Annotated in this window: 14 protein-coding genes and 1 pseudogene; 5 read left to right on the forward strand and 10 right to left on the reverse strand. The window is 74.2% G+C overall.

Annotation, left to right across the window (positions count from 1 at the left end):
* The 7 genes and pseudogenes from E1300_RS38225 to E1300_RS38255 all read right to left on the reverse strand — a co-directional run.
* The coding region (locus tag E1300_RS38225) for a bifunctional phosphatase PAP2/O-acyltransferase family protein (RefSeq protein ID WP_207400190.1) at positions 1–1,707 on the reverse strand (1,707 nt) is incomplete at its 3' end.
* 266 nt (positions 1,708–1,973) lie between these two features.
* Positions 1,974–2,651 carry a TNT domain-containing protein gene (locus E1300_RS38230; RefSeq protein ID WP_131762013.1) on the reverse strand — a complete coding sequence of 226 codons (678 nt, stop codon included), beginning with the start codon at positions 2,649–2,651 and terminating at the stop codon, positions 1,974–1,976.
* Between the two features lie 216 nt (positions 2,652–2,867).
* The gene (locus tag E1300_RS38235) at positions 2,868–4,184 is read right to left on the reverse strand and encodes an ABC transporter substrate-binding protein (protein WP_131762014.1); all 1,317 of its coding nucleotides are present in this window, start codon (positions 4,182–4,184) and stop codon (positions 2,868–2,870) included.
* A complete protein-coding gene (locus E1300_RS38240; protein WP_131762015.1) occupies positions 4,099–5,304 on the reverse strand; it encodes a branched-chain amino acid ABC transporter permease in 1,206 nt (401 codons plus the stop codon). The genes E1300_RS38235 and E1300_RS38240 overlap by 86 nt, the downstream gene beginning before the upstream one ends.
* Positions 5,305–5,308: 4 nt before the next feature.
* A complete protein-coding gene (locus E1300_RS38245) occupies positions 5,309–6,187 on the reverse strand; it encodes a branched-chain amino acid ABC transporter permease (protein ID WP_131762016.1) in 879 nt (292 codons plus the stop codon).
* Positions 6,188–6,408: 221 nt separating this feature from the next.
* Positions 6,409–6,831, reverse strand: a pseudogene (locus tag E1300_RS54240) (ABC transporter ATP-binding protein); the annotation flags it as partial.
* 55 nt (positions 6,832–6,886) lie between these two features.
* Positions 6,887–7,669, reverse strand: a complete 783-nt coding sequence (locus tag E1300_RS38255) for an ABC transporter ATP-binding protein (RefSeq protein ID WP_131762017.1) — start codon at positions 7,667–7,669, stop codon at positions 6,887–6,889.
* Positions 7,670–7,895: 226 nt separating this feature from the next.
* Between E1300_RS38255 and E1300_RS38260 the strand changes: the two genes are divergently transcribed.
* A complete protein-coding gene (locus E1300_RS38260; RefSeq protein ID WP_278045420.1) occupies positions 7,896–8,498 on the forward strand; it encodes a TetR/AcrR family transcriptional regulator in 603 nt (200 codons plus the stop codon).
* A gap of 44 nt (positions 8,499–8,542) precedes the next feature.
* Here E1300_RS38260 and E1300_RS38265 read toward each other — a convergent pair whose 3' ends face one another.
* From E1300_RS38265 to E1300_RS38275, 3 genes are all read right to left on the reverse strand, one after another.
* Positions 8,543–10,201 carry a long-chain fatty acid--CoA ligase gene (locus E1300_RS38265; protein ID WP_242619657.1) on the reverse strand — a complete coding sequence of 553 codons (1,659 nt, stop codon included), beginning with the start codon at positions 10,199–10,201 and terminating at the stop codon, positions 8,543–8,545.
* 13 nt (positions 10,202–10,214) lie between these two features.
* On the reverse strand, positions 10,215–10,667 hold the full coding sequence (locus E1300_RS38270; protein WP_131762018.1) for a MaoC family dehydratase: 453 nt from the start codon (positions 10,665–10,667) through the stop codon (positions 10,215–10,217).
* Between the two features lie 127 nt (positions 10,668–10,794).
* Entirely contained in the window at positions 10,795–11,826 is a 1,032-nt protein-coding gene (locus tag E1300_RS38275; RefSeq protein ID WP_131762019.1) for a phosphotransferase family protein, read from the reverse strand.
* Positions 11,827–12,128: 302 nt separating this feature from the next.
* On the opposite strand from E1300_RS38275, the gene E1300_RS38280 reads away from it, so the two are divergent.
* The 4 genes from E1300_RS38280 to E1300_RS38295 all read left to right on the forward strand — a co-directional run.
* Positions 12,129–13,811: an MFS transporter gene (locus tag E1300_RS38280; protein ID WP_131762020.1), complete on the forward strand. Its 1,683-nt coding sequence runs from the start codon at positions 12,129–12,131 to the stop codon at positions 13,809–13,811.
* A gap of 204 nt (positions 13,812–14,015) precedes the next feature.
* Complete coding sequence (locus E1300_RS38285) at positions 14,016–14,879, forward strand: DUF4397 domain-containing protein (protein WP_165503181.1); 864 nt, start codon at positions 14,016–14,018, stop codon at positions 14,877–14,879.
* Positions 14,880–15,214: 335 nt separating this feature from the next.
* Positions 15,215–15,649 (forward strand): class F sortase, encoded by a 435-nt coding sequence (locus tag E1300_RS38290; protein WP_207400191.1) that lies wholly within the window; start codon positions 15,215–15,217, stop codon positions 15,647–15,649.
* A gap of 14 nt (positions 15,650–15,663) precedes the next feature.
* On the forward strand, positions 15,664–16,610 hold a 947-nt coding region (locus E1300_RS38295), incomplete at its 3' end, for a serine/threonine-protein kinase (RefSeq protein WP_131762023.1).

Here is a 16,610-nt window from a genome sequence, read left to right on the forward strand (position 1 = left end):
CTCACGTGCGGGGGCGGGTCGAGGCCGAGCTCGTCCAGGACGGGCTGCGCGCGCCGCCGCATCTCCCTGGTGCTGACGAGGCCGCCCCGCCGCGGCGCCGTCGAGGCCGAGCAGGACCATCCCCGGGACCGCGGCGACGGCCCGCGCGAGCCCGCCCGGCCCCCGGGCGTCCGGGGCCTCCGGGAGCCGCGGTTCGAGGATGCGGCGCAGGATGTCGACCACGCCGATCCCGTCGGCGATGGCGTGGTGGAGCAGGACCACGACGGCGTCCCGGCCATCCGGGCCGCGCCGGACCAGCCAGAACCGCCACAGCGGCCGGGCGGGGTCGAGCGGCTCCGCCACGAGCCGGGCGACGAGGTCGTCCAGCGCCCGGCGGCCGCCGGCCGGCGGCAGGTCCAGCTCCCGGACGTGCCAGTCCAGGTCGATCCGCTCCGCGTCGGTCCAGCGCGCCCGCCGGAGCGTCCCCGCCGGGCGGACCCGCTGGGCGAGGCGCGGCAGGTTCGGCAGCCGCTCGGCCATGAGCGCCCGGAGGTCCGCGGCGGACGGGCCCGGCCCGGCGAACTCGGCGACGCCGCCGACGACCTGCGGGACGTCGCGGCTCTCCACGTGGAGGAAGAAGGCGTCGGCGGCGGCGACGCGGCGGTCCCCGTCCCGGCGCCGCCGCACGAGCGCCGCGCGGAGCCGCTCGGCTCCCGCCGCGGCCGGGACGAGCAGCAGGCCGCCCGGAATGTCGAGGACGTAGTGGGCCGCCGTCGCGACGATCACCAGGCCCGTCACCGCGAGGTGCAGGGCGCAGAGCCAGCCGATCAGGGCGCCGCACCTGGCCCGCAGGGCGACCACGCCGGTCCAGGCCACCCAGCCGATGTGCAGGCTCGGCATCGCCGCGTACGGGTTGGCGCCCGCCGACACGACACCGGTCCCCCAGGTCGCCACGGGGTGGTGGACCGCGATGACGTCGAGGTAGCCCTCGCCGGGGAGCAGCCGCGGGGGCGTCGCGGGCCACAGCGCGAAGCAGCAGACGGCGATGAGCGTGACGAGGATCAGGGTGTTGCGCGCCCACGCGTACACGGGACTGCGCCGCCACCACAGGTAGCCGAGCAGCCCGAAAGTCCCGATGACGTAGGTCGTGGCGTACTCCCACGCGGCGAGGGCGCCGAGCCGATCGTGCCGGGCCAGGAGGTCGTTGAGCGGACGCTCGGCGTCGAGATGCGCCCAGCGCTCGGCGTCCAGCAGCCAGCGCCCGTGGGCGTCGCTCACCGGACGGTCCCCGGCGAACGCCTGCGTGCACGCCACGTACACGCCGAGGACGAGCAGCCCTACGGCGATCTCCCGCGCCGCCGACACCACCCGCCCACGCCCGCACGCCCCACCGCACGCCCCGCCACACACCTGGCCACACACCTGGCCGTACGCCCCGGCGCACGCCGCGTCGGAGGCATCGCCGGACGGGCCGCCGGACCGGCCGCCGCACGCCCCGCCGCACGCCCCGCCGCACGCCCCGACTGACGCCCCGCCGCACGCCCCGACTGACGCCCCGACTGACGCCCCGCCGGACGGCTCGCCGGACGGGGCGCCGGACGGGGCGCCGGACGGGGCGCTGGACCGGTCGCCAGGAGCCTCGCCGCGCGGGCCGCCGCGCGTCCCGTCCGGGAAGCCGGAGCCGTTCCGGCCCCGCGCCCTGGCCCGGGCGGCGTCGCACCGGGTCACGCCGCTCTCCTCACCTCGTCCATCGCACCTCCCCCGACGATCATCCTTCCCACGATCGGCCGCTCCGACCAGGACCCGGCCCCCACCGTCCGGCCGCGTCGCCGCGGAGCACCCGTCCACCACCGCCCCTGCCTGCCCCGAATCAGGCGGAATGCCGTCCACGTAAACGAACCGCAGACATGGCTGTGCCCCGGAAGCCCTGTCTGCTTCCGGGGCACAGCCGTCGTTTCCGCCGCGTCAACGGCGCCGCTGCGGAGGTGCTGCGGTCACTCGGCCACGGGGGTGATGTCGGTGAGGTAGTGGTGGGCCACCAGCCATGCGACGTTCAGCCGGTTGCCCTGGCCGGGGTCGAGAAGGGCGCTGTCGAGCTGGATCTGCTCGCCGCCGCCGGGCTGCTCGAACCAGGGGGCGGCCGTGCCCTCCCATACGGTGAACGCCTGCTGGACGTGGTAGAGGTGGTAGCCGCACGGGTGGCCGTGGTCGACGGTGGTCAGGCCGTTGGGGGGCAGCGACCGCTTGGCGTAGGGGGCGCCGGCGGGGGCGAGGTACCTGCCGGTCTCAGCGCCGAAGCGGTCCAGGTGCTCGTTGGGCTGGACGGTGTGCTTGTGCTTCACCGGCTGGCCGTCGTGGACGATGAAGCCGTCGCTGGGCGGGTAGTTCCAGGTGGCCTTGTGCTCGGGTGTCTCCGGCTTCCAGTACTTCTTCAGGAACGCGTCGTCCGACAGCTCTCCGGTGGGGCGGTGGTTCTCCACCAGAGGGCCGACGGGCGGCTGCGAGGGCCGCGGCAGGACGCTCGGGCCGAGCCGGGCGTCGTCGTGGTAGGCGCCGGTGCACAGCTCGTGCGGTTCGGCCGGTCCGCGCGGCGCGGCGTGGGCCGACGCGGGGGCCGTGAGGGCGGCGAGGATCAAAGGGAGCGAGCAGGCGAGGGCGTGCAGACGCCTCATGGGGGTCCTTTGCTCGGGCGGCGGGCACCGGTGGGGTCATCCGGTGGGCTCCGGCTGCCGCTGGGAGCGGGCGCGGCGCTCAGGAGCCACCAGCAGTATTGACCCTGAGCAACGGAGAGACTACCCAGAGCGAGTAGATCGCAGGGAGATCACTTACCAGGCCGCCGCCGTCCCGCGCCGGGGGCGGTCGCGCGGAACGGCGGCGGTGCCGGCCCGTCAGCCCGCGGGCGGGATGCCGTTGGCGGGCGCCTGCGGCTGCGGTGCCGTGTAGGGCTGGATGGGGCCGTCGCCGTCGTCGGTGGTCAGCGGCTGCCCCTCCGGCGCGATCAGGTCGCCCTTGATCGTCCCGATGCGCGCGCCCGTGTATCCGGCGTGCGAGTCCTTGCTGTAGGCGAACGGGACGAGCCCGGGCCCGCCGAACCTCGACTTCTCCAGCGCCTGGACGACGCCCGCGCGGGTCGGGTTCGCCCCGGCGGCCTGGAGCGCCTGGACGAAGGTGTAGGCGACCGACATCCCGTACACGACGTTGTTGTTGAACGGCAGCTTCGGGATGTACTGGCCGTGGATCTTCCGGAACAGCGCGGTCCAGCTGTTCCCGGTGTCGCCGGTCGCGGACAGGTACCCGTCGGTCACCATGCCCTGGATCAGCGGGTTCCCCTTCACCTGCGCGCCGCCCTGCTTGGCGAAGCTCTCCAGCAGCCCGGTGAGCGTGATCGGGTCGGATCCCACGTTGCTGACGACGAACGTCGGCTTGTAGTTCAGCTTGAGCGCGGCCAGCCGGAACAGGGCGGTGTAGGTCGGGATGCTGAACAGGACGACGACGTCCGCCTTCGCCTGCGCGATCGCCTGGACCTGCGCGCCGACGTCGGTGTTGCCGGGCTGGTAGGTCTGCCGGCTGACGACCTGGTCCTTCGGGATGTACTTGTCGAGCCCCTTGACGCCGTCCTGGCCGAAGTCGTCGTTCTGGGAGAAGTAGGCGACCTTCTTGCCGGGGAACGCCTTCTTCACGTGGTCGCCGAGGATCTTGCCCTCGCGGATGTAGTCGACCTGCCAGCCGAACGTATGCGGGTGCTTGCCCGGCTCGTCCCAGCAGCCGCAGCCGGACGCGACGAACAGGTCGGGGACGCGCTGGGCATTGAGGTAGTCGACGACCTTCGAGTGCGTCGGGGTGCCGAGTCCGTTGAAGATCGCGAAGACCTTGTCCTGGAGCACGAGCTTCTGCACGACCCCGACGGTCTGGGTCGGGTTGTAGGCGTCGTCCACGTACTTGTAGACGATCTTGCGTCCGTGCACGCCGCCGTTGGCGTTCACGTAGTCGAAGAAGGCCTTGGACGCGGCGGAGTTGGCGCTGTAGCCGGGCGCGGCCGGGCCCGTCAGCGGCTGGTGGCTGCCGATGGTGACGGTGGTCGCGGTGACGCCCGGGGCCGACGACGAGTCGTCCCCGCCGTCACCGCCGCAGCCGCTCGCCGCGGCCGCCAGCGCCGTCACCGCCGTCATCAGGGCGAGCGCCCGCGTCGTCCGTGCTCGCTTCATCTGCTCCTCCTGGGTGGGTGGCCGGGAGCCCCGGTGTGTCGTCGCGGGCCCGGGACGTGCGGGCGCGCGACCGGACGCGGCGCGCGGCGGCGCCGCCGACGTCGCGCAGGCCTCCCTGGAGGCCGCGCGGGAAGGCCAGCGTCACCGCGATCAGGACGAGGCCGTAGATGGCGAGGGGCAGGTTGGACGCCACGTTGTGCGACAGGCCGGACGAGGAGGCCGCGTCGGACGCCCACGTCGGGACGTACACGAGGATCAGCGCGCCCCACACGGCGCCCGCCAGGCTGCCGAGCCCGCCGATGATGACCGCGGCGATGAGCTGGAGCGACAGCGTGAGGGGGAACGCGCCCGGCGCGGCGAGGGTGGCGACGACGGCGAGCAGGCCGCCTCCGAGCCCGGCGCAGGCCGCGGACACGACGGTCGCGGCGATCCGCAGCCGGGCGACGCGGACCCCGCTGAGCGCGGCGGCGATCTCGTCGTCGCGGCTCGCGCGCAGCGTCCGCCCGAACCGGCCGGAGGTGAGGTTGGCCAGCAGGAACAGGGTGAGGACGGCGCCGAGGCAGGAGATCCACGCCTGCCAGCGCTCCAGCGGGAACGTCTCGCCGAGCCGGGCCGGCGGGACGGGCGGCGCGACGGTGAGCCCGTTCTGCCCGCCGAGGACGCCGCTGAGGTGCTCGTAGTTGGCGAGGCCGGGCAGCCCGACGGCGAACGCGAGGGTGGCGCCCGCGAGGTAGGGGCCCTCCAGCCGGGCGGCGACCGCGCCGACGACGACGCCCGCGAGGGCGGTGACCCCGGCGGCCGCGGCGAGGACGGCGGCGAGGGGCCAGCCCCAGTGCGCGATGACGAGCGCGGCGGTGTACGCGCCGACCGCCATGAACGCGCCGTGCCCGAGGGAGATCTGCCCGCCGAGCCCGGTCAGCACCGTGAGGCCGGCGACCGCGCAGGTGAGGTAGGCGGCGTGCGCGATCTCCAGGTTCCGGTACGGGGCGGCGGACGTGGTCAGGACGTACAGCGCGAGGAGCGCGGCGAGCGCGGCGGCCGAGTGGCGGACGAGGGTCGGGCGCAGGAGCGGCGACCGGAGCGGCGACCGGAGGGCGCCGAGGGGGCGGCGGACGTCCACGGCGTCACACCCTCCGTCCGGCGCTCGCGGCGAACAGCCCGTTCGGTCTGACCATCAGGACGGTGATGAGCGCGGCGAGGGCCCCGAACGTGACGAGGTCGGAGCTGACGTAGCCGGAGACGTAGCTGAGCGCGCAGCCGAGCAGCAGCCCGCCGACGACGGCGCCGGCCGGGCTGTCGAGCCCGCCGATGACCGCCGCGGTGAAGCCGAAGACCAGCATGGCGTCGAACTGGGCGGGGCCGACGAACACCGACGGGGCGACGAGCACCCCGGCGAGGGAGCCGACGAGCGCGGCGAGCGCCCAGCCGAGCGTGAGCATGCGGCCGACGCGGACGCCCTGGAGGCGGGCGATCTCGGGTGCGAACGCGGCGGCCCGCAGCCGCAGCCCGAGGTCGGTGCGGACGAACAGCAGCGTGAGCGCCACCATGACGGCGGCGACGGCGCCGATGACGAACAGGTCGAACGGCGACAGCAGCAGCCGCTCCCCGGCCACCGACAGGCCCCTGATGGTGAAGGCGGGCGGGTAGGAGTGCGGGGTGTCGCCCCAGATCATCCCGGCGGCCGCCTGGAGCAGCACGTACAGCCCGAGCGTGACGATCACCGCGTTGAGCGGCGGCTTGCTCTCGACCGGCCGGACCACCACCCGCTCCAGCACCGCGCCGAGCACGAGCCCGGACGCGAGCGCGGTGCCCAGCGCGAGCCAGTAGGAGCCGCCGTGGTCGATGACGCTCCACGCGAGGAACGTCGTGAACATGAGCATGCCGCCCTGCGCGAAGTTCACGATCCGGGTGGCGCGCCAGATGAGCACCAGGGCGAGCGCGACCGCGGCGAACACCGCGCCCGAGGTGATCCCGGCGAGCGTGAGATTGACGAAGCGCACCATCAGAACCCCAGGTAGGCGTGGCGGAGCCGGTCGTCGGCGGCGAGCGTCGCGGCGGGCTCGGACGCCACGACGGAGCCGAGGTCGAGCACGACCGCGCGGTCGGCGACGGACAGGGCGCTGCGGGCGTTCTGCTCGACGAGCAGGACGGTCCGGCCGTCCTCGTCGCAGAGCCGCCGCAGGACGGCCATGAGCGACGCGACGACCTTCGGCGCCAGCCCGAGGGACGGCTCGTCCACCAGCAGCAGCCGGGGGCCGCCCGTCAGGGCGCGGGCCAGCGCGAGCATCTGCCGCTCCCCGCCGGACAGCGTGGCGGCGAGGCGGTCCCGCCGCTCGGCGAGCGGCGGGAACAGCTCGTACATCTCCGCCACGCGGCGCGCGAGGCCCGCCCGGTCGCGCCGCCACAGCCCACCGAGCCGCAGGTTGTCCCGCACGGTCAGCTCGGTGATCACGCCGCCGCTCTGCGGGACGTGCGCGACCCCGAGCCGCACGATCTCCTCGACGGGCGCGCGGGTGAGGTCCCGGCCGTCGAGCTCGACGCTGCCGGACCGGGGACGGAGCAGCCCGGAGACGGTGCGCAGCAGGGTGGTCTTGCCGGCGCCGTTCGCGCCGAGCACGGCCGTGACCGAGCCTTCGGCGACCGACATGTCCACCCCGCCGAGCGCACGGACCGCCCCGTACCCGGCGACCAGCCCCCGCACCTCAAGCACCGCGCACCTCCTCGCCCAGGTAGGCGGTGAGGACGGCCGGGTCGTCGCGCACCTCGCCGGGCGCCCCGGCGGCGATGACCCGGCCGAAGTCGAGCACGACCACCTGGTCGCAGACGCCCATGACCAGGTCCATGTGGTGCTCGACGAGGACGACGGCGGGCCCGCCGCGGAGCCCGCCGATCAGCGCGGCCAGCTCCTCGATCTCCCCGACGGACAGTCCGGCGGCGGGCTCGTCCAGCAGCAGCAGGTCGGGTTCGGCGGCCAGGGCCCGGGCCAGCGCGACGCGCTTCTGCGCGCCGTAGGGCAGTTCCCCCGGGCGGCGCGCCGCCTCGCCCGCCACGCCGAGCTCGTCCAGCCGGGCCATCGCCCGCTCCCGCAGCGCCGCCTCGTCCCGGTCGGCGCGGGGCGCGGCGAGCAGCCCGGACAGGAACCCCGTCCGCGCGTGCCGGTCGGCGCCGACCATCACGTTCTCCAGCACCGTCAGCCCGGGGAACAGCCCGAGCCCCTGGAGCGTGCGCGCGATGCCGAGCCGCGCGAGGTCGTGCGGCCGGTGCCGGGCGAGCGCCCGGCCGCGCCAGCGCACCTCGCCCGAGCGGGGCCGGACGAATCCGCACACGACGTTGAACAGGGTCGTCTTGCCGGCCCCGTTCGGCCCGATGACGCCGGTGACGCGGCCCCGCGGCGCCGCGAGCGACACCGTGTCCAGCGCGACCAGCCCGTCGAAGCGGACGGTCACCTCCCGTAGTTCCAGAAGTGCGGACGGAGAGTCGGACACGTCGCCTCACCTCGCCGATGAAACCGCGCGGATCCCCCGAGGCCATAACACATACCGACTGGTCGGATTCCCTGAACATAGAAGCGGTCGGGGACGCCGTCAACAGGCGAATTCCGGGAAGCCCGCCTCACCGTTCGCGCGCCCTTCCGGTGCCGGTAGGCTGTTCGGCGGTCGCGGGCGGCGGCACCGGGGGCGGCGCCGGGCCCGCGACGACGGAGGTGGAGTCGTGACGCAGACGTCAGCGGGACGGATCCCCGACCATCTGCCCCTTCCCGACCGGCTGCTGGCCGTGGCCACGCGGATGTTCGCCGAGAAGGGGTACGAGAGCACCTCGGTCCAGGAGATCGTGAACGCCGCCGGCGTCACCAAGGGCGCGATGTACCACTACTTCGGCTCCAAGGACGACCTGCTCTACGAGATCTACCACCGGCTCCTCGGGCTCCAGATGAGGCGGCTGGAGCAGATCGCGGACGGCGAGGGCACCGCCGAGGAGCGGCTCCGCGCCGCCGCCGTCGACGTCCTGAACACGTCGTTCCTGTACCTGGACGACTTCACCGTCTTCTTCCGCTCGACGCACCTGCTGTCCCGCGACCGCAGGGAGGCCGTCCGCGCCGAGCGGCGCCGCTACCACGAGCGCTTCCGCGACCTGGTCGAGGAGGGGCAGCGCGAGGGGACGTTCCGCACGCGCACCCCCGCCGACATCGCCGTCCACTTCTTCTTCGGCACCGTCCACCAGATCGGCGCCTGGTACCACCCCGGCGGCCGACTGAAGACCCAGGCGATCAGCGAGCACTACGTCGACCTGTTCCTCAACGGTCTGCGCACCTGACCCGGAAGGCCGGGGTCAGGTGCGCGTCCGGGGGCGGGCCGGGGTCAGCGGTCCACGTGTTCGATCTTCAGTTCCGCGTTGCGGTGGCCGGTGCGGAGGGGCTTCTTGTCGAACTTGCCGACCGTGGTCTTGGGGATCTCGTCCATGAAGGTCCAGTACTCGGGGACCTGCCAGCGCGCCACCTTGCCGGCGAGGAAGCCGGCGAGCTCGGCCGCCGTCGCCGCCGCGCCCGGGCGGAGCACGACGCAGGCCAGCGGGCGCTCGTCCCAGCGCGGGTCGGGGATGCCGATCACGGCGGCCTCGGCCACCGCCGGATGGGCCATCAGGTGGTTCTCCAGCTCCACCGAGGAGATCCACTCGCCGCCGGACTTGATGACGTCCTTGGCGCGGTCGGTGATCTGGAAGTAGCCGCGGCCGTCGATCGTGCCGATGTCGCCGGTCCGCAGCCAGCCGCCGTCGAACTTGTCCGGCGCGGGATCGCGGTGGTAGGACCCGGTGATCCACGGTCCGCGGACCTCGATCTCGCCGACCGCCTCGCCGTCCCAGGGCAGCTCCGCGCCCGAGGCGTCCACGATGCGCATCTCGACCCCGGCGGTGACCCGGCCCGACTTCGTCCGCCAGTCCAGGTCCTCGGCGGTGCCGGGCTCCACGCCGGGCGGCGGGAACGCCATGCCGCCGAGCGGGCTCGTCTCGGTCATCCCCCAGCCCTGGATGATGCGCAGCCCGTACCGCTCCTCGAACCGCTCCAGCAGGACGCGCGGCGCGGCGGCGCCGCCCGAGGTGCCGGCCCGCAGCGACGACAGGTCGAGCTCGTGGTCCTCGCCGTAGCCGAGGATCGCGTTCCAGATCGTCGGGACGGCGGACGCGAGCGTGCTGCGCTCCGCGGCGACGAACCGCGTCAGGTGCTCCGGCTGCATGAACGGGCCGGGCATGTGCAGCGTCGCGCCCGACAGGAACGCCCCGTACGGCAGGCCCCAGGCGTTGACGTGGAACATCGGCACGATGGCGAGCACCCGGTCGGCCTCGGTGATGCCGACGAGCGAGGCGGACATGACGGCCATCGCGTGCAGGAACGTCGAGCGGTGCGAGTAGACGACGCCCTTCGGGTCGCCGGTCGTGCCGCTCGTGTAGCACATGGACGCGGCCGAGCGCTCGTCCACCTCGGGCCACGCGTAGCCCGGCTCCTCGGCGGCCAGCAGGTCGCGGTAGCGCAGCACGGGCGCGCCGGTGGGGTTGGCCTCCAGCGCGGACGCGTCGCCGTCCCCGACGACGATGAACGCCTCGACGGTGGGGATCTCGCCGATGACCCGGGCCAGCAGCGGGACGAGGGTGTCGTCCACGATGACGACCTTGTCCCCGGCGTGGTTGATGATGTGCGCGAGCTGCTCGGGGAACAAGCGGATGTTCAGCGTGTGCAGCACCGCGCCCATGCACGGCACCGCGAAGTAGGCCTCCAGGTGCTCCTGGTTGTTCCAGGCGAACGTGGCCACCGGCTCGCCCTCGCGCACGCCCAGCCGGGCGAGGGCCGCGGCCAGCCGCTCGGCGTTCGCGGCCACCTCGGCGAACGTGGCGCGCCGCGGCGTCCCCCCGCCGGTCCACGTGACGCACTCGCTGCCGCCGAAGACCCGCGCGCCGTGCCGCAGGATCGCGGCGACGGTGAGCGGGAAGTCCTGCATGGTGCTCGTGATCATGCTGGGATTCATGGCGATGCTCCTGTCAGTCGACCAGGACGGAGAGGACCTCGGCGACGCAGACCGGCTTGTCCCCGCCCTCGCGCTCGATGGTGAACCGGACCGTGGCGCGGGCCCCGGCGTCGCCGCGCTCGACCGACAGCAGCTCGGCCCCGGCGCGGACGCGCGACCCCACCGGCACCGGCGCCGGGAAGCGGACCTTGTTCGCGCCGTAGTTCACGCCCATCCGCAGGCCCTCGACCCGGTAGATCTCACCGGCGAGCATCGGGATGAGCGAGAGCGTCAGGTAGCCGTGCGCGATCGTCCCGCCGAAGGGACCGCTCGCCGCGCGCTCGGGATCGACGTGGATCCACTGGTGGTCCCCGGTCGCGTCGGCGAACAGGCCGACCTGCTCCTGGGTGATCTCGTGCCACTCGCTGTGGCCGAGATGGCCGCCGACGGCCTTCTCCAGCTCGCCGACCCCGCTGAACGTCCTCACCGTGCGACCTCCGTCCGATGGGCGCGCGGGCCGCCCGGGCCCGCCGCCGTAAGGGCTCGATGACAACATACCGACCGGTTGGTATGCATGCGAGCCGGATGCGCCGCCGCGTCCCGGCCCCGTCCTTTCAGGCCTGATCCTTCAGCGCGGCGATCCCGTCCCGCAAGAGCGGTTCCACGGCGGCTCCGACTGACTCGAAGCCCTTCCCCACGGTCTGGCCCTGGAGGAAGCGGTAGTGGATGCCCTCGGAGATGACGGCCAGCTTGAAGCAGGCCAGTGCGACGTAGAAGCCGAGGGCCGACAGGTCCCGGCCGCTGCGCTCCGCGTACCGCGCCGCCACCTCCTCGGCGGACGGGAAGCCGGGCGCCCGCATCGCGTCCCCCTCGCCGGGGACCGGGGTCCGCCGCCGCATGTAGACCAGCAGCAGGGCGAGGTCGGTGAGCGGGTCGCCGAGCGTGGCCATCTCCCAGTCGAGCACCGCCGCGATCCGGCCGCCGTCCCCGACCAGCAGGTTGTCGAGCCGGTAGTCGCCGTGGACGATCGCCGGCGGCGACTCGGCGGGCAGGCCCGCCTCCAGCAGCGCGTGCAACTCGTCCGCCTCGGGGAGGTCGCGGGTGTAGGAGGCGTCCAGCTGCCGCTTCCAGCGGCGCACCTGCCGGGCGAGGAAGCCTTCCGGGCGTCCGAAGCCGGCGAGCCCGATCCCCGCCGGGTCCACGCCGTGCAGGTCGACGAGCGTGTCGACCATGCGCCCGGCGATGCGCGCGACCTGCTCCGCCCCGAGCGGGCGCAGCTCGGCGGCGTTCCGGTACGGGACGCCCTCGACCTTCTCCATCACGTAGAACGGCGCGCCGATCACGTCCGGGTCCTCGCAGAGCGCGTACGTCGCGGGGACGGGCACGCCCGTCCCGGCCAGCGCGGTCATGACCCGGTGCTCGCGCGCCATGTCGTGCGCCGTGGCGAGCACGTGCCCGAGCGGCGGGCGCCGGACGATCCACGAGCTCCGCCCGTCGGTCACCTCGTAGGTGAGGTTCGAGCGCCCGCCGGGGACGAGCTGCGCGCGCAGCGGCCCGGCGACGGCACCCGGCCGGGCCCGCTCGAAGAAGGCGCGGAACGGGGCGAGCCGGAGCCCGGGGAGATCACCGTCGTCGAATGCCGCCAATGCGCCTCCCTGGCCTGGGACCGGACCCTTGTACCGTCCGGTCGGTATGGCGCACTATGCCGGTATGGAAACCGGCGTGGAAGGCCGTCGCGGCGCGCCTCGCGCATCCCGGCCCCGCGGACCGTCCGGGCGGGTATCCGCACGTCGATGACACCATACCGACTGGTTGGTATGCAATAGGCGCATCCATTGCCATTCTTGCCGTGCCGCATTACTTTTGCCGCAACGGTGCAGGGAGCGGAGCCGATCGCCCGTTCCAGGACCGGAGTCTCGGGGGAGAAACAGCGCCCGGAGGAGCCCACATGTCCGTTTCGTCACCCACCAGCGACGGTGTCGCGCCCGGCGGCGGGTCCGGGTTCGCGGCCCGGCTGTGGCGCCGCGACCTCGCCCACTACCCCGAGGCCGGCCGCCGCTACGCCTACCTCGGCATCGTCGTCGCGACGACGATCGTCCTGTACTACCTGCTCTACATCCAGTACGCCGTCGCGACGTCGATCATCACGCACTTCCACATGACGTTCCGCTACTTCATCTGGCTGTCGGTCATCGGCAACGCGGTCGGGGCGTTCTCGTCGCTGCTCGCCGGGCTCGCCGACCGCTGGGGCCGCGCGAACCTCGTCGTGTACGGGCTGCTGATCGCCGGCGTGCTGGTGCTCGTGCTGCCGCACTCGCCCGGCAAGGGCACCTACCTGGCGTTGTTCGCGCTGCTCAGCTTCATCGAGGGCATCGTCCTCGTCGCCACCCCGGCGCTGATCCGCGACTTCTCCCCGCAGCTCGGCCGCGCCACCGCGATGGGCTACTGGACGATGGGCCCGGTCATCGGCAGCCTCGTCGTCACCTCCGTCACGAGCGCGACGCTCGACACCTCCAGCTGGCAGGACGAGCTGCGCTACTCCGGCTACGCCGCCCTCGTCGTGTTCGTGATCGCGCTGTTCGGCCTGCGGGAGCTGTCGCCGCGGCTGCGCGACCAGATCATGGTGAGCATGCGCGACCGGGCGCTGATCGAGGCGCGCGCGAAGGGCATCGACCCCGAGGCGCAGCTCAAGGGCCACTGGCGGCAGATGATGCGGCTCGACGTGGTCGGCTCGGCCCTCGCCATCAGCCTCTACCTGCTGCTGTACTACGCGGCGGTCGGCAACTTCGTCATCTACTTCTCCGCCACCTTCGGCTACAGCGAGCAGCGGACCAACGCCCTCGCCAACTGGTACTGGGCGGCCAACGCGATCGCGCTCGTCGCCGCCGGGCTGCTGTCGGACCGGCTCCGCGTCCGCAAGCCGCTGATGCTCGTCGGCGGGGTGGCCTCGGTGGTGTTCACCGCGATCTTCGCGACGCTCGCGACCCGTCCCGAGACGGGCTACTACACCTTCGCCTGGGTGTTCGTCGGCATCGGCGTCTTCGGCGGGCTCGCCTACGCGCCGTGGATGGCGAGCTTCACCGAGACCGTCGAGCGGCACAACCCCGCCGCCACCGCGACCGGCCTCGCCGTGTGGGGCTGGATCCTGCGGATCGTGGTGGCGGTGTCCGCCGCGTTCGTCCCGGTCGTGGTGACCTCGGTGACCCCGATCGTGGAGCACGGCCACGAGGTGCAGGTCGCGCAGGCGCAGGCGGGCCCGGCGCTCGCCATCGTGAACAAGCACCCGCAGATCTTCGCGGAGCTCGGCAAGTACCCGCCGGGAGCGGCGCCGAAGGAGCTCCAGGCGCGGGCGGCCCAGGAGGTCGGCCTCCCGGACCTCGCCACCGTGCAGAAGGCGCAGCCGCAGCTCGCGGTTCTGAAGGCGCACGGCGCCGAGGTGAAGAAGGCCAGCGAGGACGGCCCGGGCCAGTGGCAGACCTGGTGGTGGGTCGCCCTGGCCGGACAGGTGATCTTCATCCCGTTCATCTTCGTGATGACGGGCCGCTGGAGCCCGAAGCGCGCCCGCGAGGACGCCGAGGAGCACCAGCGCGCCATCGAACGCGAACTGGCCGCGCTGGAGGGGCGCGCCTAGAACACCGGCGAGCCCCCCGGGGAGCCGAAGGGCCGTGCCGTCCCGCGCCGGAGCGGGGCGGCACGGCCTCGCCGCGTCCGGCTACAGGCCGGAACCGGCCGTTACCTCTTCGAGAGAAAGGGCGCATTGACGTCCCCCGGCGCGATGCGTTGCTATGGGCCCGAACCTCTACCGGAGAGCCTCCCCGCGTTCTGGAGAACGGCCATGCGAAGCAGCGGCCTCATCACACGTGCCTGCACCGTCGCGTTCACCGGAGGGGCCCTCGCCGTCCTCCCCGGGACCCCGGGCAACGCCGCCCCGGACGACGGCTACGTGCGGCTCGCGCACCTGTCCCCCGACACGCCCGCGGTGGACGTCTACCTCTACACCGCCGGGAAGAAGACGCCCCGGCTCGTCCTGAGACACGTGGCGTACGGGGCGCTGTCCCCGTACCAGCGGCTTGGCTCCGGCTCCTACACCGTGGCGATGCGCCCGGCGGACGCGGCGGCCTCGACCAAGCCGGTGCTGTCGACGCGCGTGCGGGTGCGCGGCGGCGGCGCCTACACCGTCGCGGGGGTGGGCCCCTACAAGGGCATCCGCCTGGACGTGCTGGACGACTCGGCGCAGCTGCCCGCGGGACGCGCCGGACTCCGCATCATCGCCGCGTCGCTCAAACAGCCCGAGATCGGCGTGACGGCCTCCGGCAAACGGCTCGCCCGGGACCTGCGGCTCGCGACCGCTACCCCGTACCACGTGGTGCCCGCCCGCAGCACGCCGGTGCGGGTGACGGGACGCGCGGGGGCCCGCGCGTCCACGACGGTCGCGATGAAGGCGGGCAGCGTGCACACCGTCCTGGTGCTGGACGGCGCGAAGGGCCTCCGGCTGGTCGACCTGCGGGACGCCGCGCAGAGCCCCCGGACGCCGCGCGGCGGCGTCGACACGGGTCTCGGCGGTCTCGCGGCCGTTCCACCGCGCCACTCCCCCGCGTCGCCGGGCTGGTCACTGCTCTGGCCGGGCCTAGCGGTCCTCGCGGGAGCCGCCGGCCTCGGCACGCTCGCGGCGGTCCGCCACCGCCACAAAACCACATGAACCACCCCGCACACGTCCCCCGCCGCGCAGCAGCACGCGCCACCCGCGAGCCCACGCCGCACGCCGTGTCCGGGGCCGCGTCGCGTGGCGTGGGCGGTGTTGGGCGGCGCGGCGCGGTGTGGGGCATGGCTTTCGTTGGTGCCCTTCTGGTCGCTGGGTGTGGTGCGGGCGGGGGCGGGCGGGATCCGGGGCTCGCCGGGCCCACGGCCGGGTGGTCGGCGGTTCCGGGGCAGGTGGCCGCGCCGGGCGGGGCGATCGGCGGCGCGCGCGGCGGTCCCGGCGGTAGTGCGGAAGGCGGCGCGGGCATCAGCGGCAAGCATGCGGCCGGGCGTGGCATGCCAGTGGAGCTGACGATTCCCTCGATCGGCGTGCGGAGCCGGCTGGAGCGGCTGGCGACCGGTGCCGACGGCGCGCTCGCCGCGCCGCGCGATCCGGCGCGGGCCGGCTGGTACGCGGGCGGCGTCCGGCCCGGTGATCCGGGACCGGCGGTGATCGCGGGGCATCTCGACGCGCGGTCGGGGCCCGGGGTGTTCGCCCGGCTCGCAGGGCTGCGGGCGGGCGCCGCCGTCCTCGTGCGGGACGCGGAGGGCCGCACCGCGCGGTTCACGGTGGACGCGGTCCGCTCCTATCCGAAGGCCCGGTTCCCGACCGCCGAGGTGTACGGGACGACGCCCGCCCCCGAGCTGCGCCTCATCACCTGCGCGGGCGCGTTCGACCGGGCCCGGGGGCACTATCTGGACAACGTCGTCGCCTATGCGACCATGGGGTGATTCGAGGACCCCGGATGGTTGACCTGATCATGGGGGAGGAACGGGGGCGGCTCGTCGCCCGCCAGTACCGCCTGGTCGAGGAGATCGGCCGCGGCGGGTTCGGCGTCGTGTGGCGCGCCCGCGACGAGTGGCTGAACCGCGACGTCGCGGCGAAGGAGCTGTTCCTGCCGCTCTACCTCGCCGACGACCAGCGCGAGGAGCGCCGCGAGCGCAGCCTGCGGGAGGCGCGGTCGGCGGCCCGGATCGTGCACCCGTCCGCGGTGACGGTGCACGCCGTCGTGGAGGACGAGGGCGTCCCGTGGATCATCATGGAGCTGGTCGGCGGGCGGTCGCTCGGCGCGATCGTGCGGCGGGACGGGCCGCTCCCCCCGCGCCGGGCCGCGGAGATCGGCCTGGACCTCCTCGGCGCGCTGCGCACCGCGCACGCGGCGGGCGTGGTGCACCGCGACGTCACGCCCGGCAACGTCCTGATCGGGGACGGGCGGGTCGTGCTCACCGACTTCGGCATCGCCACGATCGAGGGCGACCCGTCCATCACCCGGTCCGGGTACCTGATGGGCGCGCCCGCCTACACGGCGCCGGAGCGCGCCCGCGGCGAGCCCGCCGTCCCGGCGTCGGACCTGTGGTCGCTCGGCGCGACGCTGTACCTCGCGGTCGAGGGGCGCCGCCCGTTCCCGGGCGACAACGCGAACGCCGTCCTGCACGCCATCCAGAACCTGGAGCCGCCGCGGCCGGTGCTCGCCGGGCCGCTCGGCGCGGTCATCGACGGGCTCATGCGCAAGGACCCCGCCGACCGCCTCACGGCCGCGCAGGCGGAGTCGCTGCTCGCCGACGTGGCGGCCGACCGGGTGCCCGTCCTCGCCGTCCCGCGGCCGCGCGAAGAGCCGCCGCCGGTTCCGGTCCCGCGCCCGCCCGCGCTCCGCTCCCCCGTCTCGGGGCCCGGCCGGCGGGACCGGGGCTT

Source organism: Actinomadura fibrosa (assembly GCF_900659615.1).
Lineage (GTDB): Bacteria > Actinomycetota > Actinomycetes > Streptosporangiales > Streptosporangiaceae > Spirillospora > Spirillospora fibrosa.